At 65.9% G+C, this 20,719-nt stretch carries 21 protein-coding genes; 7 read left to right on the top strand and 14 right to left on the bottom strand.

The annotated features are described in order from the left end of the window. Nucleotide 1: 1 nt before the first annotated feature. The 6 genes from CEY08_RS18995 to CEY08_RS19020 form a co-directional block, all read right to left on the bottom strand. Nucleotides 2-1,114 (bottom strand): NADH:flavin oxidoreductase/NADH oxidase, encoded by a 1,113-nt coding sequence (locus CEY08_RS18995; RefSeq protein WP_076814376.1) that lies wholly within the window; start codon nt 1,112-1,114, stop codon nt 2-4. Between the two features lie 106 nt (nt 1,115-1,220). Beyond that, nucleotides 1,221-1,991 carry an ectoine/hydroxyectoine ABC transporter ATP-binding protein EhuA gene (gene ehuA / locus CEY08_RS19000; RefSeq protein ID WP_042794174.1) on the bottom strand — a complete coding sequence of 257 codons (771 nt, stop codon included), beginning with the start codon at nt 1,989-1,991 and terminating at the stop codon, nt 1,221-1,223. Further along, a complete protein-coding gene (gene ehuD, locus CEY08_RS19005) occupies nt 1,988-2,659 on the bottom strand; it encodes an ectoine/hydroxyectoine ABC transporter permease subunit EhuD (protein ID WP_042794176.1) in 672 nt (223 codons plus the stop codon). Before ehuD ends, ehuA begins: the two co-directional genes overlap by 4 nt. After that, nucleotides 2,656-3,309, bottom strand: a complete 654-nt coding sequence (gene ehuC, locus CEY08_RS19010) for an ectoine/hydroxyectoine ABC transporter permease subunit EhuC (RefSeq protein ID WP_042794177.1) — start codon at nt 3,307-3,309, stop codon at nt 2,656-2,658. The genes ehuD and ehuC overlap by 4 nt, the downstream gene beginning before the upstream one ends. A gap of 10 nt (nt 3,310-3,319) precedes the next feature. Beyond that, on the bottom strand, nt 3,320-4,228 hold the full coding sequence (gene ehuB, locus CEY08_RS19015; RefSeq protein ID WP_082884726.1) for an ectoine/hydroxyectoine ABC transporter substrate-binding protein EhuB: 909 nt from the start codon (nt 4,226-4,228) through the stop codon (nt 3,320-3,322). 177 nt (nt 4,229-4,405) lie between these two features. Beyond that, nucleotides 4,406-5,560, bottom strand: coding sequence for an ABC transporter substrate-binding protein (locus tag CEY08_RS19020; RefSeq protein WP_042794178.1), 1,155 nt, complete (start codon nt 5,558-5,560; stop codon nt 4,406-4,408). Between the two features lie 269 nt (nt 5,561-5,829). Between CEY08_RS19020 and CEY08_RS19025 the strand changes: the two genes are divergently transcribed. Both CEY08_RS19025 and CEY08_RS19030 read left to right on the top strand, forming a co-directional pair. Beyond that, nucleotides 5,830-6,255, top strand: coding sequence for an OsmC family protein (locus tag CEY08_RS19025; protein ID WP_042794179.1), 426 nt, complete (start codon nt 5,830-5,832; stop codon nt 6,253-6,255). Between the two features lie 128 nt (nt 6,256-6,383). Beyond that, nucleotides 6,384-7,673, top strand: coding sequence for an Nramp family divalent metal transporter (locus CEY08_RS19030; protein WP_063642383.1), 1,290 nt, complete (start codon nt 6,384-6,386; stop codon nt 7,671-7,673). On the opposite strand, the gene CEY08_RS19035 is transcribed toward CEY08_RS19030, so the two are convergent. After that, a complete protein-coding gene (locus tag CEY08_RS19035; protein ID WP_076814378.1) occupies nt 7,646-8,617 on the bottom strand; it encodes a LysR family transcriptional regulator in 972 nt (323 codons plus the stop codon). The two genes, CEY08_RS19030 and CEY08_RS19035, sit on opposite strands and share 28 nt — an antisense overlap. A 165-nt stretch (nt 8,618-8,782) precedes the next feature. Here CEY08_RS19035 and CEY08_RS19040 point away from each other — a divergent pair, with 165 nt between their 5' ends. Then, nucleotides 8,783-9,688: a LysR substrate-binding domain-containing protein gene (locus CEY08_RS19040; RefSeq protein ID WP_076814380.1), complete on the top strand. Its 906-nt coding sequence runs from the start codon at nt 8,783-8,785 to the stop codon at nt 9,686-9,688. 66 nt (nt 9,689-9,754) lie between these two features. Here CEY08_RS19040 and CEY08_RS19045 read toward each other — a convergent pair whose 3' ends face one another. Then, complete coding sequence (locus tag CEY08_RS19045; protein ID WP_042794181.1) at nt 9,755-9,976, bottom strand: hypothetical protein; 222 nt, start codon at nt 9,974-9,976, stop codon at nt 9,755-9,757. A 175-nt stretch (nt 9,977-10,151) separates the two neighbouring features. Continuing rightward, complete coding sequence (locus tag CEY08_RS19050; RefSeq protein WP_076814382.1) at nt 10,152-10,793, bottom strand: TetR/AcrR family transcriptional regulator; 642 nt, start codon at nt 10,791-10,793, stop codon at nt 10,152-10,154. 104 nt (nt 10,794-10,897) lie between these two features. Between CEY08_RS19050 and CEY08_RS19055 the strand changes: the two genes are divergently transcribed. Beyond that, on the top strand, nt 10,898-12,181 hold the full coding sequence (locus CEY08_RS19055) for an MFS transporter (RefSeq protein WP_042794183.1): 1,284 nt from the start codon (nt 10,898-10,900) through the stop codon (nt 12,179-12,181). A gap of 28 nt (nt 12,182-12,209) precedes the next feature. On the opposite strand, the gene CEY08_RS19060 is transcribed toward CEY08_RS19055, so the two are convergent. After that, nucleotides 12,210-12,911 (bottom strand): GntR family transcriptional regulator, encoded by a 702-nt coding sequence (locus CEY08_RS19060; protein ID WP_223306499.1) that lies wholly within the window; start codon nt 12,909-12,911, stop codon nt 12,210-12,212. A 129-nt stretch (nt 12,912-13,040) separates the two neighbouring features. On the opposite strand from CEY08_RS19060, the gene CEY08_RS19065 reads away from it, so the two are divergent. Genes CEY08_RS19065 through CEY08_RS19075 form a run of 3 tightly spaced genes read left to right on the top strand, consistent with a single transcriptional unit; the run spans nt 13,041 to nt 16,144 of the window. Beyond that, nucleotides 13,041-14,036, top strand: coding sequence for a Bug family tripartite tricarboxylate transporter substrate binding protein (locus CEY08_RS19065; RefSeq protein WP_042794186.1), 996 nt, complete (start codon nt 13,041-13,043; stop codon nt 14,034-14,036). 49 nt (nt 14,037-14,085) lie between these two features. After that, a complete protein-coding gene (locus CEY08_RS19070) occupies nt 14,086-14,886 on the top strand; it encodes an enoyl-CoA hydratase/isomerase family protein (RefSeq protein WP_068979596.1) in 801 nt (266 codons plus the stop codon). A 19-nt stretch (nt 14,887-14,905) separates the two neighbouring features. Further along, nucleotides 14,906-16,144: a CaiB/BaiF CoA transferase family protein gene (locus CEY08_RS19075; protein WP_076814384.1), complete on the top strand. Its 1,239-nt coding sequence runs from the start codon at nt 14,906-14,908 to the stop codon at nt 16,142-16,144. A gap of 895 nt (nt 16,145-17,039) precedes the next feature. On the opposite strand, the gene CEY08_RS19080 is transcribed toward CEY08_RS19075, so the two are convergent. The 4 genes from CEY08_RS19080 to CEY08_RS19095 are packed head-to-tail and all read right to left on the bottom strand — an operon-like array spanning nt 17,040 to nt 20,579. Further along, nucleotides 17,040-17,771, bottom strand: a complete 732-nt coding sequence (locus CEY08_RS19080; protein WP_042794188.1) for an ABC transporter ATP-binding protein — start codon at nt 17,769-17,771, stop codon at nt 17,040-17,042. Beyond that, nucleotides 17,768-18,568: an ABC transporter ATP-binding protein gene (locus CEY08_RS19085; RefSeq protein WP_076814387.1), complete on the bottom strand. Its 801-nt coding sequence runs from the start codon at nt 18,566-18,568 to the stop codon at nt 17,768-17,770. The genes CEY08_RS19080 and CEY08_RS19085 overlap by 4 nt, the downstream gene beginning before the upstream one ends. Next, nucleotides 18,565-19,653, bottom strand: a complete 1,089-nt coding sequence (locus tag CEY08_RS19090) for an ABC transporter permease subunit (protein WP_063642377.1) — start codon at nt 19,651-19,653, stop codon at nt 18,565-18,567. The genes CEY08_RS19085 and CEY08_RS19090 overlap by 4 nt, the downstream gene beginning before the upstream one ends. After that, complete coding sequence (locus tag CEY08_RS19095) at nt 19,650-20,579, bottom strand: branched-chain amino acid ABC transporter permease (protein WP_042797170.1); 930 nt, start codon at nt 20,577-20,579, stop codon at nt 19,650-19,652. The genes CEY08_RS19090 and CEY08_RS19095 overlap by 4 nt, the downstream gene beginning before the upstream one ends. Between the last annotated feature and the right edge of the window lie 140 nt (nt 20,580-20,719).

Raw genomic sequence — 20,719 nt, forward strand, 5'->3', positions numbered from 1 at the left:
GCTAGCGCTGGCCGAAGCTGGTTTCGCCGAACAGCGCCTTTTGATCGCGCGGTTGCGAACGCCAGTACTGGCGCGGCGCGCTGACCTGGCCGCCCAACTGCGCCGCGGCGTGCCAGGGCCAACGCGGGTCGTAAAGCATGCCGCGCGCCAGCGCGACCAGGTCGGCCTGGCCCTTTGCCAGGATGTCCTCGGCCTGCTGCGCCTCCGTGATCAGGCCCACCGTGATGGTGGGCATGCCCACCTTGCGCTTGATCTCGTCGGCGAACGGCACTGGGTAATTCGGCCCCACGGGAATTTTTTGCTGGGACGAGACGCCGCCGCTGGAGACGTCGATGAATTCGCAACCGCGCTCTTTCAGCGCTTGCGCCAGCACAAGCGTCTGTTCCAGGTCCCAGCCTCCCTCGACCCAGTCGGTCGCCGACACGCGCACACCCAGCGCCAGGGACGATGGCGTGGCTTCGCGCAACGCCTGGAAAACTTCGAGCGGAAAGCGCATGCGGTTCTCCAGCGAACCGCCGTAGGCGTCGTCGCGGCGGTTGGAAAGCGGCGACAGGAACTGGTGCAGCAGATAGCCATGCGCAGCATGCAGTTCGATCGCGTCGAACCCCAGCCGCACGGCACGCCGGGCGCTGGCAACGAAGGCATCGCGAATACGCGCGAGGCCCGCCGCGTCCAGCGCATGGGGCGCGGGTTCGGACGGATTGTGCGGCACCGCCGACGGGGCCCAGCCCTGCCAGCCGCCGGCTGACGGCGGGATCAGTTGCCCGCCATTCCAGGGGGCTTCGCTGGAAGCCTTACGGCCCGCATGGCCAAGCTGTATGCCCAGCTTGATGGGCGAATAGCGGCGCACTGCGGCCACGACCCGGCCGATGGCCGCCTCGGTGTCGTCGGACCACAGCCCCAGGTCTCCCGGCGTGATACGCCCTTCTGGCTCCACGGCGGTGGCTTCCACGAACAACAGCGCCGCGCCCGACAAGGCCAGATGTCCCAGGTGGATCATGTGCCAGTCGGTGGCCAGGCCGTCCTCGGCCGAGTACTCGCACATGGGCGCGATGACGATCCGGTTGGCCAGTTCGAGCTTGCCGATGGACGTGGGGCTGAAGAGTAGGGACATGCTGGGGTCTCCGGGCGTTGGATTCGAAAGCATAGCGCCCCGCCCCGCCCGGCAACCTGAATACCGAAGCCCGGAACGGGGTTAAATCGCTGCCCGCAACGCCGCGCTACTGCCCTTCGATCACCGAATCCAGGAACTGGCGGGTGCGCGCCTCCTTGGGCTGGGCGAACAGCACCGAGGATTCCGCGTCCTCGACGATATTGCCCTCGTCGAAGAACAGGGTCCGGTCCGAACTGCGCTCGGCGAACTTCATCTGGTGGGTCACGATGATCATCGTCATGCTGCGCCGGGCCGACAGGTCGCGCAGGATCTGCAGGATGCCGCCCACCAGCTCCGGGTCCAGCGCCGAGGTCACCTCGTCGAACAGCATGATGTCGGGACACATCGCCAGCGCGCGCGCAATGCCTACGCGCTGCTTCTGTCCGCCCGAGAGCTGGGCAGGATAGACGTCCAGCTTGTCGCCCAGACCGACCATTTCCAGGTATTCGACGGCACGTTCACGCGCCTGGCTGCGCGACATGCCCAACACGTGCAACGGCGCTTCCATCGCATTGCCCAGCGCCGTCATGTGCGGGAACAGGTTGAAATGCTGGAAGACCATGCCGATCTTGCCGCGCACCTTGCGCAGGTGCTCCGAGTTGGCCCCCGCGCGCCGGCCCTGGGGATCCGTCCACATGGGCACGCCATCGATCTCGATATCGCCGCTGGTGGGCTGGTCCAGTGTCATCAGCACGCGCAGCAAGGTTGACTTGCCCGATCCTGACGGGCCGATAACGGCCACGGTCTGGCCCGCCGGTATCTCCAGGTTTATGCCGCGCAACACCTCCAGTTCGCCGTATTGCTTGCGCAGATTCTTGATGCTTACGCTGGCGCTCATCGCTTTCCTCCATATCGTTGCAGGCGGGCCTCCAGGCCGCGCACGCCCCAGGCCGCCACCAGGCTCAGCGCCAGGAACAGCACGCCCACCAGGGTCAGGGGCTCGGTGTAGCGGAACGTGGCAGAGCCGATCATCTTGCTCTGCTGCAGCAGCTCCACCACGGTAATCGCCGACAGCAGCGGTGTGTCCTTGAACATGGCGACCAGATAGTTGCCCAGGGCCGGGACCACCGGGGGAATGGCCTGCGGCAACACCACGCCGACCGCGGTGCGCCAGCGCGACATGTTCAGCGCGGTCGCGGCCTCCCATTGGCCGCGCGGCACCGATTCGATGCCGGCGCGGTAGACCTCGGCGCAATAGGTTGCGTAATGCAGGCCCAGTGCGGTGATGCCGGTCGCCAATGGCGACATCCGCACGCCCGTCAATGGCAGCACGTAGAACAGAAAGTACATCTGTACCAGCAAGGGCGTGCTGCGCACGAACTCGATCACAAAGGCCGTGGGCAACGACACCATGCGCAGCCGCGACCGCCGCAGCAAGGCCAGCACCAGGCCCAGCGTGATGGCCACCAGCATGCCCAGCAGCGTGGCCTGGATCGTGATGAGCAGCGCGGAACCCAGGGTGGGCAGGATCTCCAGGGCGAAGGACCAATCGAATATCGGCTTCATCGCACTCGCACCTTGCGTTCCAGCAGACGCACACCGGCAGTGATCACCAAGGCCACCGCGAAGTACATCAGGAGCATCAGGCTGAAGATCTCGGTCGTGCGCAGGGTCTCGCTGCGCAGCAGTTGCCCGCGGAAGGTCAGGTCCGTGATGGTAATGAGGGACACCAGGGCCGTGTTCTTCAACAGCTCGATCAAGAGATTGCCGGCCGGGGGCAGCATGGCCGGCACGGCTTGAGGCACCACGATGCGGCGCATGATCTGGCCGCGCGTGAGGTTCAGCGCGATACCGGCTTCGCGCTGGCCCGGAGGCACCGCGCGGATCGCGCCGCGCACCACTTCCGCGCCGTAGGCGCCAGCGTTCAAGGCCAGCACCACGATACCCACCAGCATGGCGGGCAGCTGCACACCGAACAGCGGCAGCACGAAGTAGAACCAGAAAAGCTGCACCAGGGCCGAGGTGCCGCGGAAGACCTCGACGTAGACCGCCGCGACCCAGCGCAAGGGGCGCAAGGACGACAGGCGTCCAATGCCCGCGGCCAGCGCCAGCGGCACCGCCAGCACCACCGCGCCAGCCATGATCTGGAGCGTGACTCCCAGCCCCTGCAGCAGCGGCGGCGCCAGTTCGGCGAAATGCTCGGATATCAGCCGCATGCGCGCCTCCTTACTGGCCCGCGCACAGCTTGGCGGCCGTGACCCCCTTGGGCAGTTCTTGTGGCGTAAAGCCGAAAGGCGCCACCAGCTTCTGGTGTTCTTCCGTGCCGATGAACTTGGCCAGTTCGGCATTGAAAGCCTCGGCAAAGGCCTTGTCCTCCGTGCGGAAGGCATAGGCGCCATAGCCGCGCACGTCGTGGCCGTCAATCACCGGATCCTTGAAAGGATCGGCCTTTTCCAGGCCGCTGGCCGCGCTGGTCTTGCCCATCAGGTCATTGACCGTGAGCGCCGTGGCCGCGTAAGCGTCGGCGCGCCCGGCCTGCACGCCGGACAGCGCGCTGACCGCGTCGGGAAACACGACGACCTGCGCCGGCGGGACCTTGATCTTGGAGGCGTACTCGGCTTCGATCGCGCCCACCACGACACCCAGCTTCGCCTCGGGGTTCTTCACCACGTCTTCGTAACTGTGCAGGTTCTTGGGATTGCCCTGCTTGACCAGGAAGGACTGGCCGACCCCATACGTGGGATCCGAGAATGCCACTTGCTGGCAACGTTCGGGCGTGACGTACATACCCGCCGCGATGACGTCGAAACGCTTGGCCTGCAAGCCCGGAATGAGGGAGCCGAATTCAGTGAGAACGCCCTCCACTTCATTGATGCCCATGCGCTTGAGCACCACTCGGGCAATCTCCACGGATTCCCCGGTGACTTTGGCCTCTTTGCTGTCCATATAGGCAAAAGGCGCTTCATTGGCGTAGCCGATGCGTATCTTGCCCGCGGCCTTGGCGGCGTCCAGGGTGGATCCGGCAGCCGGCGCGTTCGCGGCCGGCGCAGCCTTGTCGGATCCGGAGTCGGAACATGCCGCCAACACACCCAGGCTCAAGGCGGCCAGCAAACGTCTGGATCGGATCAGGCTCATGGCAGTTTCTCCTATATTTATTTCGAGGTATATGTGTTCACCAAAAATAATACGCCATTAAATGATTTCGATACGAATGATATGACCCAAAAAAAGCAGGCTCAAGCCTGCTTTTCATGCCCCGGCCCCTATGGGGCGTCAGGACAGGTTACAAACAGTAGGGAGATATGTCCCCGCTTATTCCGCGTAGGAAAAGCGGCCATTCTTGACCACGCCCATGACACGGGCGCGTTCATCGAAGCCTTGATGATTGTCCTTGGAAATGTTCAGCACACCATTGGGCACGACCAGGTCACGCGTGTTTTCCAACGCATCCCGCAACGCCACGCGGAACTCCGCCGTACCGGGCTTGGCGCCGGTTTTCAGCGCGCGAGCCACCGCCGAGTCCAGCAGCACCCAGGCACCGTAGGCGTCACCCGCAAACTGCGTCAACGTGTTGGCGCCGTAACGCGCTTCGTACTTGTCGGCAAAAGCCACCGCGACCTTCTTTACGGGGTTGTCGTCCGGCAGTTCGCGTGCCACCACGCCAGGGCCCGTCGGGAACAAGGTGCCTTCCACATCCGTGCCGCCGACCTGCAGGAATTCCAGGGTCCCGATGCCGTGGGTCTGGTAGATGGCGCCCGTATAGCCGCGTTCCAGCAGCGTCTTCTGCGGCAGGGCGGACGGCGTGCCCGCGCCGGCGATCAGTACTGCGTCCGGCTTGGCGGCAATGACCTTCAGCACCTGCCCGACCACTGAGGCGTCCGTGCGCTGGAAGCGCTCTTGCGCGACGATGGTCAGGTCGGTCCCGGCGGCAGCGGTGAATTCCTTCCACCAGCTGTCCCCGTAGGAATCCGCGAATCCAATGAAGGCCACGTTCTTCAGGCCCTTCTTCTTCATATCCGCAACCAGCGCGGTGGCCATCAACGAATCGTTCTGCGGCATTTTGAAGGCCCAGGCGCGCTTCGGATCCGACAGCGGCTCGACGATGACGCTGGACGCGGCCAGCGCAATCATGGGGGTGCCGGTCTCGGCCAGTACATCCAGGCCCGCCAGGGCGGCGGCCGTGGTATTGGGCCCGACAATGGCGTCGACCTTGTCTTCCGAGGTCAGCTTGCGCATGTTCTTCACCGCCCGGCTGACGTCGGTGCCGTCGTCCAGCACCACATAGCGCGCGGGCTCACCGCCCAGCGTGGCGGGCCAAAGACGGATCGCGTTATTGGTCTGGATGCCGATGGCGGCGGCCGGGCCGGTCGTGGACACATCCACGCCGATTACGATTTCGGCCTGGACGGACAACGCGGGGGCGAGCAGCGCCACGGCGCAGGCATAGCGGACAAGCTTAAGAGACATAACAGCGGTTCTCGGCAAAGTTTAAGCAGATGCCCGTATTTTGCCTCATGGGTGCGAGCCGCTTCGCGACCCACATCAAGAACCCCGCTCGCGACGCGCGGTTACATCGGCTTGCCGTTACGCGCAGTCGCTTTCCGCGCCGTGAGCCCTGGCCGGCCGTATCATCGTCGATGCCATCCCAGGCATCGCGCCCCGCCCCCGCCGGCGGCTCGCGCCCCTCCACACCGGCCGCGCTCGCGACGGGCGCGGCCCTTTCACAGGAGTCACGCATGAAGAAAACTGCAACCGCCCACTGGTCGGGCGATCTGAAGACCGGCAAAGGCACGATCTCCACGCAGAGCGGCGCGCTCAAGAGCCAGGCCTACGGCTTCAATACCCGTTTCGGAGATACCCCTGGCACCAACCCCGAGGAACTGCTGGGCGCGGCGCACGCCGGCTGCTTCACCATGGCCTTGTCCAATATCCTCTCGGAGGCGGGCATGGTCGCGGAAAGCCTGGACACGAAGGCCGAGGTCACGCTGGACAAGGTGGACGACGGCTTTGCCATCACGGCCGTGCACCTGACCGTCGAGGCCGTCATCCCCGGCGCCAGTGCGCAAGCCTTCGAGGATGCCGCCCGCAAGGCGGAAAAAGGATGCCCCGTATCCAAGGTGCTGAACGCCAAGATCTCCATGGACGCCAAGCTCAAGTCCTGATCACGCCCCGGCCCGTGGCCCGTCTGGCAAGGCGGCGCCATTGGGCCGCCCTATCCCCTGTTTGTCCAAAATCAATTTGACGGGCTCGCCTACCAAGCGGATGATGAGAATCATTCTCAGGAGCAAGCATGGGGCAATTCATCTACGCGATATCCAGCGGCAGGACCGCGCTGGCGCAGGACGTCCAGGTGTCGGCGGGACTGCGCCGCATCGCGGGCCCGGGCATCCTGGTAGCCGTGGGCTACATCGACCCGGGCAACTGGGCGACCGATATCGCGGGCGGCAGCGGTTTCGGCTACGGCCTGCTGTTGGTCGTCGTCGCCTCGGCCCTGCTGGCCCTCGGCTTTCAGATCCTGGTGTCCCGCGTCGCACTGGCCACCGGGCAGGACCTGGCCACGCTGACAGCGCGCCACTTGTCCCCGCGCCTGGCCCGAACCGCCTGGCTGGCCGGCGAGGCGGCTATCCTGGCAACGGCCCTGGCGGAACTCATCGGCGGCGCGATTGCGTTGCGCCTGCTGTTCGGCCTGCCGCTGATCGCGGGCGTGGCAGCCACCGGGGTTGGCACCTTCGCGGTGCTGGCCTTGACCCGCGGCAACGCGGACCGGCACGAGCGTTTCATCGCCCTGCTGCTTTCGGTGGTCGCCCTGTCCTTCGTGTTCCTGCTGTTCAAGGCACACCCCGCCTGGACCGAGGTGGCGCACGGCGTCACGCAGACCGGCCGCGCATTGCGCGACCCGCAGGGTTTCCTGATCGCCCTGGGCATCCTGGGCGCCACCCTGATGCCGCACAACCTGTACCTGCATTCCGGCTCGCTCGCCCAGCGCGCCCAGCATTTGCCGCCGGTCGCGCGCGACATCGCCATGCGCGTCGCGCGCAACGACACCATCGTGTCCTTGAGCGTGGCCATGCTGATCAACGCCGCCATCATGATCGTCGCGGCCGCCTCGCTTTCCGGTTCGGGCATCATCGTCGGGAGCCTGGACGACGCGCACGCCGTCATCGGCCAGACGCTGGGCGTGGGCGCAGCCATCGTGTTTGCAATCGCGCTTTACGCTGCCGGACAGAGCTCCACCATCACCGGCGTGCTGGCCGGCCGCATCCTGTCCAACGGCTTCCAGGTCCGCAGTGGCTGGTCCGACCGCCGGCGCGCCCTGGCCACGCGTCTGGTGGCAGGAGCGGCAGCCATTGGGCTGCTGGCGTTCACGGGCGGCCAGGACCCGGACGGCTTGCTGGTACTGAGCCAGGTGATCCTGAGCCTGGCTCTGCCCTTCGCGCTGGGCCCCCTGGTACTGCTGGCCTGCCGTAAAAGCCTGATGGGCAAGTATGTGTTGCACGGCGGCTGGGCCTGGGCCGCGGTCGCGGCCACGGTCGGCATCCTGCTGCTGGACGGTTATCTGGTGGCGGACATGTTGGTCTGAAGCCGGGGCAAGCGGGCAGCTTCGCGAAGTCCCGCTGCCGCCGCCCCGGCCGGACGTGACGCGATGGCCTGGCGCAGCATGCCGATCATGGCGCGCGTCTTGCGCGGCAGCGGTCGTTGCGCCGGCGCCAGCGCGGTCACCGGCAATGCGCGCAGACCGTGGTCCGGCAACAGGCGCACCAGCCTGCCGGATGCCAGTTCGGCGGCGCAGGCCGGTTGCTGGACAACGCCTATCCCGCCCGCGCCCAGAATAATGTCGTACATCGCGCGCCAGTGAGTAGTGGTGACGGCAGTGCGGATTGGTGCAAACACGGCGCTGCCCGTTGCACCGTCCAGCATGGGCAGGACCCCGTTCGGAAAGGTGTCCTTGACCCGAATGAACGGATGCCCGGCCAGGTCCTCCCCGCTGGCGATCCGGCCGCAGCGATCCAGGTACTCCGGCGCCGCGACCAGCACGCTATCCACCTCGCCTAATGGATATGCAAGATAGCGCCCGTCCCCTGCGCTGCCAAGACGGATGGACAGATCGACGCCTTCCACCGCCGGGTCCACGAGGTCGTCGTTCAGGACCAGGTCCACCAGCAAGCCAGGGTGTTCGGTTCGCGCCGCGATGATCGTCGGCACCACGACTTTCTCGCCATAACAGTGCGCGGCGGCAATCCGCAGCGTGCCGCCGATCTCCTGGTTCGCGGACCAGACAGCCTCGGCCGCCTCTGCGGCGCCAGCCAACAGGCCCTGGCTTCGCTCGTAAAAGACCCTGCCCGCTTCCGTGCACTTCAGGGCGCGCCCCGTGCGCAGCAGCAAAGTGGCGCCCAGGAACCGCTCCAGTTTCTCGATGCGTTCGCTGACGGCCGGCTGGCCCATGCCCAGGTCGCGGGCGGCGCCCGACATCGTCTCGCGTTCGACGACGCGCACGTAAATCCGCATCGCCGCCAAAAGATCCATACCCATCCCAATATCCCACGGGGCGCGTGTTCCACCGACTCCGCTAATCTCGGGACGCCGGCGCATACGCTCTCACGCGCATTCTAGGGAGGGCTATGTAAACCGAAAAGCCAAAATTCTCTTATCATCGGTTCCATTAGGTTTACATATAAAGCGTGCCCACCCATGAAGCCCAACCAGTTGCACGCCTTTGTCGCCGTCGCCACCCAGCGCAGCATACGCGCGGCCGCGCGCAGCCTGGGCGTTTCAGCGCCTGCGGTGACCAAGATCGTGCGCGAGCTGGAACGCGAGCTCGACGCGCCACTGGTGGAACGCAGCGTCAAGGGCATTCAACTGACCGACTGCGGCGCAGCTCTGCTGCCCAGAGCCCGCCTGCTGCTTGATGACCTGCGGCGCGCGCGCGAGGAAGTCGCCCAGCTGCGCGACGGCAATGCCGGCCAGGTGCGCATGGCGGTCAGCGCGGCGTTTGCGCAAACGCTGTTCGTGCCGGCATTCCAGCGGCTGCGCGAACGGCGGCCTGGGGTGTCCTTGCACGTCAGCGAAGCCGGTCCCGCCGGCATGCTTGCGCGGCTGCGCGAACCGCAGGTCGATTTCGCGGTCATGCATGCGGATCCGGAGTTGCTGCAGGACGAGTTCATCTGCCTGCCGCTGTTTCCGGTCCGGCTGGTGGTGGGCATGCGCAAGCAACATCCGTTGCGCAACCGCCGCTCGATCCGTGACCTGCTGGATGCCGAATGGGCCCTGCCCGGCGATGGCGGCGATCCGCTCTCGGCCACGACCCGGCTGTTCGCGGCCCTGGACTTGCCCGTGCCGCGCCGCGTAGTGCAGGGAGATTCGCTCAGCGCCGCGCTGGCCCTGGTGTCACAGACGGATCATATCGGGCTGTTCATCGAGCCCTTGGCAAAAGCCGTCTTCGGCAAGTTGGGCATCCGCCTGTTGGAGCCTGAAGATCCACTGCCGATCCTGCAGGTGTGCGTCATACACCGCCGCGGCAGCGAGCTGACGCCTGCCGCGCGGCAATTCATTGTGTGCCTGCGCGAAATCCTGGAAGAGAAAATGCCGGCACAATGAAAAAGCGCCGGCTGCATGGCCGGCGCTTTTGCTCGCGATGCGGTGTGCGCATCGCACTGGGACCCATCAATGGTAGGCAGAGACCACCGGATGCTGGCGGCGGCCGGCGTCCATGTCATGCAGCACCTCGCCCACCGCGCCGCCGAAAGCGGACAGACGCACTTTCAGGCGCAGCCAGCGCGAACCGGAGGCATGGCCGGACAGGCTTTCCGCAACGATGGCGTCACGGATCAGGGTACGTTCCAGCTCATCCGACATGCGGGCATTCTTCAGCGCGGTATCGCTCATGGTTCTCTCCTTGAGAAAGCGATGTGGAACAACACGAGTCCATCTTAGACCCGCGCTTGCTGCGCCGCAATAAAAATCTTCAACCATTTTTTTGTGCGTTGCGCAATGGGTACAAACACCAAAAATGGTGCAGGTACGCACTATCGCGTGCACCAGCCTGGTGCCGGCGGGCCCTTCAGTCCCGCGCCGCGCCTGGAGCGGTGGATACGCCGGGAACCCCCAGATGCGCCTGGATCAGCTTGTCCGCCATCTGCGCGACGCGGCCGGCAGGCCCGCCTTCGCCAAACAGCTGGCTGGAGACGAAGGCGCCCTCGAACAGCAACAACAGGCCGTCGCCCAACGCTTCGGGGTCGGCCGCCCCCATTTCCGCTGCCATGGCCGCAAGACGCCGGCGCAGTTCCGCTTTGTGTTCCACCGCCACCGCGCGGGCGGGATGCCCCGCTTCGGGATACTCCACCGCCGCATTGGTCAGGCCGCAGCCCCGATACCCGTTCTGTACCGCGCGCGCGCCCAGGCCGGACAGATAATCGAGGACTTGGGCGCGAGGGTCGCCGGGGTGCGCCGCGCACGCGGCATCGAAACGCGCCCAGAACTCGGCGTCGTAATCGCGCAGATACGCCGCCGCCAGCTCATCCTTGGACGAAAAGCTGCGGTACAGGCTGGGCTTGGTCACCCCTGCCTCGTTGACGATGGCGTCCACGCCCACCGCCCGGATGCCGTCCCGATAGAACATCTCCCGCGCGGTCTTGCGGATGCGCTCGGCCGCCAGCGGCGGCTTGGAGGCGGGCCGGGCCGCGGCAGTAGTCTTGCTGGCCATAGATGGGCTCCTTTTCCGGATGACGGATGCGACGAAAAATCGCTTGACGATGTTACTGACCGGTACGTACTATTCGCAAACCCCATTACGTACCGGTCAGTAACATGAGTATAGCCCACCCTCCCGTCCCTTTCCGGCGCGCCGGCCAAAAGTACGCTTTTGTCGTCGTCGCGGTGATTTTCCTGTCCCTGCTGGTTTCCGCCGGCCTGCGCTCTTCACCCAGCGTGCTTCTGGTTCCCCTGGAAGAAGCGTTTGGCTGGAGCCGCAGCACCATCTCGCTGGCGGCCGCTGTCGGGATCTTCCTGTACGGCATGGTCGGGCCTTTCGCCGCCGCCGCGATGGAACGTTTCGGCTTGCGCCGGGTGCTGATCAGCGCGCTGGCGCTGATGGCGGCGTCCAGCGCCGCCAGCGCCTTCATGACCCAGTCCTGGCACCTGCTGCTTACCTGGGGCGTGTTCTCGGGGCTGGGCTCCGGCGCGGTCGCGGTGGTGCTGGGGGCGACGGTCGTCAACCGCTGGTTCACCAAGCATCGCGGCGTGATGATGGGACTGCTGACCGCCAGTTCTGCTACCGGCACGCTGGTGTTCCTGCCGGTTCTGGCAGCGCTGGCCTCGTCGGGCGATTGGACCCGGGTAGTGTGGGCCGTGGCGGCCGCGGCGGCGGCGTTGGTGCCGCTGGCATGGTGGCTGGTGCCCGACCGTCCATCCAGCGTGGGGCTTGTGCCCTTCGGCAGCGATCCCCATGCGCCGCCCGCGCCGGCCGCGCCGCGCACCGGCATGCTGACCGCCACCTTCGGCGCGCTGGCGCGGGCCTCCCGTACCCGTACCTTCTGGTTCCTGTTCGCCACCTTCTTCGTGTGCGGCTTCACCACCAACGGCCTGGTAGGCACGCACTTGATCGCGCTTTGCGGCGACCATGGCATGCCCGAGGTGCAGGCCGCCGGCCTGCTGGCCCTGATGGGCATATTCGATCTGATCGGCACCACTGCTTCCGGCTGGCTGACCGACCGCTATGATCCCCGCAAGCTGCTGTTCGTCTACTACGGTCTGCGGGGGCTGTCGCTGATCTACCTGCCCTATTCGGACTTTTCGTTCTATAGCCTGTCGATCTTCGCCATCTTCTTCGGCCTGGACTGGATCGCCACCGTACCGCCTACGCTGCGCCTGACCACCGAAGCCTTCGGCGAACGCGACGCCTCTATCGTGTTCGGCTGGATCGTCGCCGGCCACCAGCTGGGCGCCGCCAGCGCCGCCTGGATGGCCGGCGCCGTGCGCGAAGCCCAAGGCAGCTATCTCATGGCCTTCGTCATCTCCGGCATGACGGGGTTGGCTGCCGCCGTCATCGCGCTGATGATAGGCAGGAAGCGCGTGGTGCCGCAGCCGGCCTGAACGCGTCGGCGCGCACGCGGGTGGACGCTCAGGCCTTGGGCGCGCCGCCCGCGCGGCCACGCAGGTTGTAGGTCTTCTTGCTGCCCACATGCTTGCGGATGAGGGACTCCGCAAGTTCGCCGTCACGCTGCATCAGCGCACGCACGAAAGCCTCGTGGTCGGCCACCGCCGCCGTCCATTCATCGATGTCGAAGTTGGATTTGTAGCGCAGCGCCTGCACCTGCAGGTTCAGCCGGTCGTAGGAATGGGTCAGCGCGGGGTTGTGCGCGGCCCGGTTGATGGCGATATGCGTGCCCATGCTGGCCGCAAAGTACGCGCGTATGTCGCGCTGCTCATACCCCTGGAGCATCTGCGCGTGTAATCGCGCGATATGCGCCAGTTCCGCGTCCGTCGCGCGCTCGGCGGCACTGCGCACCGCCAACCCCTCCAGCACCGACAGCACGTCGAAAATGTTTTCGATGTCATCGGCCGACAGCTCGATCACCATTGCCCCGCGCTTGGGCTGCAGGGTCACCAGGCCGTCCGAGGCCAGCATGCGGTAGGCCTCGCGCAGCGGCGTGCGCGAAATCTTCAATTGATCGCACAGATCCCGCTCGTTCAACCAGGTGCCCGGCTTGAAGGTGCCGTCGATGATGAGCTGCCGCAGTTTTTCGGCCACTACGGCGGGCAGCGTCGGGTGATGGATGGCCAAATCGGGGACGGACTGGTCCATAACTTCAGGGTTAGCCATGAGTTGTTCGCACTCGCTAAATCGACTATTTTTTGTATCTGGTATACCAAACACCAAAGGAATACCAACCTGACCCCATCATAGAGCAAGCAACACGCGGGCAGGCTTACATCCACCAAGGAGACCCATATGCATAAGCACGCTCGCGCCTGGACCGGCGCCCTGGCGCTGTCCGCCGGCCTTGCCGCCGCCAGCCCAGCCCTGGCGCAGGACGCCTCGAAATGGCCGGAAAGACCTGTACGCCTGATCGTCGGTTTCGTGCCCGGCGGCGGCACGGACGTGTCGGCCCGGATCCTGTCCGCCCGCCTGTCCTCGCTGCTGGGCCAGCAAGTCGTGGTCGAGAACAAGCCTGGCGCCTCCGGCCTGATCGCGGCCGACTTCGTAGCCAAGGCAGATCCCGACGGCTACACCCTGTTGCTCGCCAATATGCAATCCACCGTCGCCGCGCCCTATGTCGTGCAGTCCAGCGTCGACCCGATCAAGGATTTCACGCCGGTGCGCTACATCGGCTCCGTACCGAACGTACTGGTGGTCAATCCGAGCAAGCACAGCTACGCCAGCGTGCAGAACCTGGTGGACGACGCCCGCGCCAAACCCAAGCAATTGACCTATGCGTCTTCCGGCATGGGCAGCCCGCAGCACCTTAGCGCCGCGCGCTTTTCGCAGATTGCCGGCGTCAGCATGGAGCACGTGCCGTACAAAGGCAGCGGCCAGGCCATGACGGACCTGCTGGGCGGCAGCGTGGACATGAACTTCGACACCCTGCCGGGCGCCATCAACCAGATTCAGGCCGGCAAGCTGCGGCCGCTGGCGGTGACCAGCACCGAACGCAGCAAGCGCCTGCCCGACGTGCCCACGCTGGCCGAGTCCGGCATCAAGGGCCTGGACATCGTGCAGTGGTACGCCGTGCTGGCTCCGGCCAAGCTGCCCAAGCCAGTGTTGGACAAGCTTGATCAAGCCCTAAGCCAGACGCTGGCCGACCCCGATATCAAGGCCAAGCTGGCCGACCAGGGCATGGAACTGGGCGGCGGACCGGCCAATCCCGCGGCCTTCGCAAGCTATGTGCAAGACGAATGGAGCAAGTACGGCAAGCTCACCGCCAGCCTGGGCCTGAGCAAGCAGTAACCCGCAGCGACCCGGCGGGGGCCCGCCCCCGCCCATGCAAAGGAACACTATGAGCGCTACTCCCACCCCCGACTCCTCCCCCATCCTGCGCCAGCGCGAAGGCGACATCGTGACCGTGGTGCTGAACCGCCCGGAAAAGCTCAACGCCTTCACCATAGACAGCTGGCGGCTGCTGGGCGACACCTTTCTGGACCTGGATGCCGACGACAGCGTGCGCTGCGTGCTGTTGCGCGGCGCGGGCGAGAAGGCCTTCTCGCCGGGCAACGACATCAGTGAATTCGAGACCGCGCGCAGCAACAAGCGCCAGGCTGTCGAGTACGGCGCCGTCATGCGCCGAACCATAGAGGCCATCGGCAATTGCCGCCACCCGGTGGTGGCGCAGATCCATGGCATCTGCGTGGGCGGCGGGATGGAGATAGCCAGCCTGGCGGATATCCGCATCTGCGGCGAGAGCTCGCGTTTCGGCGTGCCCATCAAGAATCTTGGCCTGGTCATGTCGTATTCCGAACTGGCGCCGCTGGTGCGCCTGGTCGGTCCGTCCGCCGCGTTGCAAGTGCTGCTGGAGGGCACGATTTTCGATGCGCAGGAAGCCTTGCGCCTGGGCGTGGTCACTCGCGTGGCGCCCGACGCCCAGGTTGCCGAGGAAGCCCGGGCCGCCGCCCGCCGCATCGCCGATGGCGCGCCGCTGGTCGCGCGCTGGCACAAGAAGTTCATCCGCAACCTGGTGAGCGGCAAGGCGCTCTCGGACGCGGATCGCGATGAAGCCTTCGACTGCTTCGACACCGAGGACTTCCGCACGGGCTACCAGGCTTTCCTGGCCAAGGCCAAGCCGCAATTCAATGCCCGCTGAACGCAAACTAGGAGGATTCATGGACAACGATACCCAGCGCCCCGCCGGCGCGCTCACCGGCATGCGCGTGATCGAGCTGTCGCAGATCATGGCCGGTCCAACCTGCGGCATGATGCTGGCCGACATGGGCGCCGACGTCATCAAGGTCGAAAAGCTCGATGGCGGAGACGATTCACGCCAGTACCGCGATCCGCAAATCAACGGCATCTCGGCGCCTTACCTCATGCTCAACCGCAACAAGCGCGCCATCGCGCTGGACCTGAAGCACCCGGAAGGCAAAAAGGTCCTGCTGCGTATGATCCGCGACGCCGACGTGGTGACGGAGAACTTCCGCAAAGGCACGATGGAAAAGCTGGGTCTGGGCTACGACACGCTGCGCCAGGAAAATCCCGGCCTCATTTACTGCGCGGTATCGGGCTACGGCACCACCGGCCCGTACGCCGATAAAGGCGGCTTCGATCTCGTGGCCCAAGGCTTTTCCGGCCTGATGGCGATTACCGGCGAACCGGGCGGGCCGCCGCTGCGCACCGGCAACTCCGTCGCAGATATCAACGCTGGCCTGCTGGCGGCATTCGGCGTGCTCGCGGCCTACCAGCACAAGCAACGCACCGGCGAAGGCCAGATCGTAGAAACTTCCCTGCTCGAAGCCAGCCTGCAGCAGCTGTACTGGCACGCCGCCATCTATTTCGGCAGCGGGGTTTCGCCCGGCCCCACGGGCTCTGCGCACGTACTCAGCGCACCCTACCAGGCCTTCCCCACGGCCACCGACTGGATCATCATCGGCGGCGCCAACGAGAAGAACTGGCAGCGCATCGCGCAGGCGCTGGGCAAGCCGCAGTGGGCGGACGATCCGCGCTACGCCCGCAACCGCGACCGCATGAATAACCGCGACGAACTGGTGGCAGAGATGTCGGCCATCCTGGAGACGCGCAGCGCGCAGGAATGGCTGGACGTTTTCGACGAGGCCGGCGTGCCCGCCGGGCCGGTGCATTCGATCGCGCAGGCGCTGTCGCATCCGCAGACGCTGGCACGCGGCATGGTGGTGGAACAGGATCACCCGGTGGCCGGCAAGGTGCGCACCGTGGGCATGCCCGTGAAGCTGTCGGCCACACCCGCCCAGTATCATCGCGCGGCGCCGCGCCTGGGCGAGGACAGCATCGCCATCCTGGGAGAGTTCGGCTACGGAGAACAGGAAATCGATGCGCTGATAGACGCCGGCGTGGTCGCGGCCGTAGACCGTGAACGCGCACCGGCTTAGGGCATCTTAGGCTGAATCGCTGGCGTTTGGTTTCGCAAGGCTGGGGGTTCTTGCGCCGCCGGCGTCCGGACTGCGGGATTCCGATGCTCGCCCCGGCGGGGCTGCGCTTCGGATCCCTCCGCCCGGCCACCGGCTCATGGCATCTGCCCATGAACGCGGTCCGAAACCAATGCATTGCGCGACCGCTAGCCGAGGACCCCGGAGCCATACGAAGCGCAGCCCCATTGGGGCGAGCATCGGAATGGCGCAGGGCAGCCTCGGCGGGCTAAAGAACACTGACATCGGCAAGCTCGAAGCCCTGCCGCCCCGCACTTCCTTCTTATGAGACAGGGTTCTTGCGCCGCCGACGTCCGGACTGAGGGATTCCGATGCCCCCCCCAATGGAGCTGCGCTTTGGATCCCTCCGCCCAGCCACCGGCTCATGGCACCTGCCCATGAACGGGGTCCAAGACTAACGTATGGGGCGACTACCAGCCGAGGACCCCGGAGCCATACGAAGCGCAGCCCCAGCGGGGCGAGCATCGGAATGGCGCAGGGCAGCCTCGGCGGGCTAAAGAACTTTGACATCCGCAAGCTCGAAGCCCTGCCGCCCCGCACTTCCTTCTTATGAGACAGGGTTCTTGCGCCGCCGACGTCCGGACTGCGGGATTCCGATGCTCGCCCCAATGGGGCTGCGCTTCGGATCCCTCCGCCCGGCCGCCGCCTCACGGCATCTGCCCATGAACGCGGTCTAAAACCAGCGCATTGCGCGACTGTCAGCCGAGGACCCCGGAGCCATACGAAGCGCAGCCCCGCCGGGGCGAGCATCGGAATGGCGCAGGGCAGCCTCGGCGGCTAAAGAACCCTGACATCCGCAAGCTCGAAGCCCTGCCGCCCAGAAGATCCCGGCCCCGCCCTACTCCGACTCACCCAGGTAGGCCGCACGCACCTTGGGATCGTGCAACATGTCGCCGGCGGGACCTGACAGGATGATCTCGCCGGACTCCATCACGTAGCCGCGATGGCTGTTTTCCAATGCCAGGCGCGCGTTCTGCTCGATCAGCAGAATGGTGACGCCTTCGCTGGCGATGGTGCGCACCACTTCGAAGACCTTCTCCACCATCAGCGGCGCCAGGCCCATCGAGGGCTCGTCCAGCAACAGCAGCCTGGGGCGCGCGATCATCGCGCGGCCCATCGCCACCATCTGCTGCTCGCCGCCGGACAACGTGCCGGCCGCCTGCTTGCGACGCTCGGCCAGGCGCGGGAACAGCGTGAAGACACGGTCGGTGTCCTGGCGGATCTGGGCCGCATCGCGGCGGATGTAGGCCCCCATCGCCAGGTTTTCCTCGATGGTGAGCTGGCCGAAGATGCCACGCCCTTCCGGCACCATCACCAGGCCGCGCCGCACCAGCTCGTGCGATTTCTGCCCGCCGACGGATTGGCCCGCGTAAACCACTTCACCGCCTGCCAGCGGCACCAGTCCGCAGATAGCGCGCAACGTGGTGCTCTTGCCGGCGCCGTTGGCGCCGATCAGGCAGACCAGCTCGCCTTCGTCCACACGCAGGTCGATGCCGCGCACCGCGCGGATGCCGCCGTAAGAGACCTGCAGGCCCCGTAATTCCAGTAGGGGTTGGGATGCTGCCGTCATGCCGGGCGCTCCTGATGAATCTGCGGATCCTGCGCAGCGCCGGCGCCCAGATACGCTTCGATGACCTTGGGATCGCGCTGCACCTGGGCGGGTTTGCCCATGGCCAGCACCTTGCCGTATTCAAGCACCAGCACGCGGTCGCACAGGCCCATGACGAGCTTCATGTCGTGCTCGATGAGCAGCACGGTGATGCCGTCGGCGCGGATCTTCTCGACCAGCTTGCGCAACACCACGGTTTCCGACGCGTTCATGCCTGCCGCCGGTTCGTCCAGCGCCAGCAACTTGGGATCGGTGGCCAGGGCGCGCGCAATTTCCAGGCGCCGCTGGTCGCCATAGGGAAGCGAGCGCGCGACGTCGTTGGCGCGATGGCCGATGCCGACATAGTCCAGCAACTCCTGAGCCCGCGCTTCCGTCGCGGCCTCTTCGGCCCGCGTGGCGCGCGTGCGCAGCACGGCGCCGAACACGCCGGACCGCGTGCGCATGTGGCGGCCGATCATCACGTTCTCGATGGCGCTCAGGTTGGCGAACAGCCGGATGTTCTGGAAGGTGCGCGCCAGCCCCGCATAGGCGACTTCATGCGGCTTCTTGCCGGTCATGGATTCGCCGTTGAAAGTGCAGTTGCCCTCTTCCGGGATGTACAGGCCCGTAAGCACGTTGAACAGCGTGGTCTTGCCCGCGCCGTTGGGACCGATCAGGCCGTAGATCTCCCCCTGCTCGATATCAAAGCTGACGTCCGACAACGCCTGCAGGCCGCCGAAGCGCTTGCCCAATCCTTGGGCTTGCAGCAGTTTGCTCATGCCGCGCCTCCTTGGGTCTTCGTCGCCAGTTCACGCTTGCGCACCGCCGAGGGCCACAGGCCGGCAGGACGGAACAACATCACGCACACCATGGCCAAGCCGAACAGCAGCATGCGGATGCCTTCGGGATCCAGCACCACGGCACCGAACAGCATGTGTTGAACGGGTTCGACCACTGCGCGCAGGAACTCCGGCAGCGCCGCCAGGATCAACGCCCCGAGGATCACGCCCGGGATGTGGCCCATGCCGCCCAGCACCACCATGCACAGGATGGAGATGGATTCCATCAGCGAGAAGCTCTCGGGACTGACGAAGCCCTGCATCGACGCGAACAATGCGCCCGCCACGCCGCCGAAGGACGCGCCCATCGCGAACGCCAGCAGCTTGATGTTGCGGGTATTGATGCCCATGGCCTTGGCCGCGATCTCGTCTTCGCGAATCGCTTCCCAGGCTCGGCCGATGCGCGAATTCTGCAGGCGCACGCAGACCACTACGATGATCAACGTCAGGGCAAGCAGCAGGTAGTAGTATTTTTCGGGCCCGGTCACGCGCAGACCCAGCAGGCTCTCTGTGCGGCCGAAAGCGAATTCGCCTACCTTGAAGGTGTCGATACGGTTGATGCCCTGCGGTCCGTTGGTGATGTTGACCGGCGCATTCAGGTTGTTCAGGAAGATCCGGATGATCTCGCCGAAACCCAAGGTCACGATGGCCAGGTAATCGCCTCTGAGCTTGAGCGTGGGCGCCCCCAGCAGCACGCCGAACAGGCACGCCACCGCCAGCGCGATCGGCAGGATCGCCCAGAACGGCAGGTGCAGGCCGAAATGCGGCGAAGCCAACAACGCCCAGGTGTAGGCGCCCACCGCATAGAACGCGATGTAGCCCAGGTCCAGCAATCCGGCAAAGCCCACCACGATGTTCAAGCCCAGCGACAGCATCACGTACAGCAAGGCGAAGTTCAGGATGCGCACCCAGCTCTGGCCGGCCATGCCGATGACAAACGGCAGCACCGCCAGGACCACGCCGATCAGCGCGATGCCGATCAGGTTGCGGGTCGAGAACCCGCTGTTCTTCAGGGTTGTGCTCATGCCCGGTCTCCCACGCGTTCGCCCAGCAGGCCCGAGGGACGGAAGATCAGCACCAGCACCAACACGAAGAACGCGAACACGTCCTGATAGTGGCTGCCCAGGAAGCCGCCCGTCAGGTCGCCGATGTAGCCGGCGCCCAGGGATTCGATGATGCCCAGCAGCAGGCCGCCCGCCATGGCGCCGACCAGATTGCCGATGCCGCCCAGCACCGCGGCCGTGAAGGCTTTCAGCCCCAGCATGAAGCCCATGGTGTATTGGGACACGCCGTAGTAGGTCGCCACCATCATGCCGGCCACCGCGGCCAGCGCAGATCCGATCAGGAAGGCTGCCGAAATGACGGTGTTGATATTCACGCCCATCAGCCCGGCCACTTCGCGGTTCTGCGCGGTGGCGCGCATCGCCGTGCCCAGCCGCGTCTTGTGCACCACGGCCAGCAGCCCGCCCATGATCAGGGCGGCGATCACCACGATGGCGATCTGCAGCGAGCTCATGCGCGCGCCGCCGATCTCGAACACCTGCGGCGACAGCACCTGCGGAAAGTTCAGGTAGTTGCGGCCCCAGCCCATCATGGCCACGTTCTGCAGGATGATGGACACGCCGATGGCGGTGATCAGCGCGGCCAGGCGGGGCGCGCGGCGCAGTGGCCTGTAAGCCACGCGCTCGGCGGTCCAGCCCACCGCCATGCACAGCGGCACGGACACCAGCAAGCCGACGCCCAGCACGACGAAGGCGGACGTGGAGGGATCACCGCCCACCAGCGAAATGGCAATGGTGGTCGCTGCCATCGCGCCGATCATGACGACGTCGCCATGCGCGAAGTTGATCAACCCGATGATGCCGTACACCATGGTGTAGCCGAGGGCGACCAGGGCGTACACGCTGCCTAGCGTGACGCCGTTAATCAGTTGTTGAATGAAGATATCCATAGGGGCCGCGGAATAAGCCTGGAAAAATCGCGCGGTGGCGGCCCTCGGGCCTGCCACGGCGCCGCGCGTGGCGCGCGCCGGACGGCGCGCACGCTGCAAAGCGGGCGGGACGCGGCGCGCAGCCGGCTTCCCGCCCGGGT

The sequence above is a fragment of the Achromobacter insolitus genome, from assembly GCF_002209555.1.
Lineage (GTDB): Bacteria > Pseudomonadota > Gammaproteobacteria > Burkholderiales > Burkholderiaceae_B > Achromobacter > Achromobacter insolitus.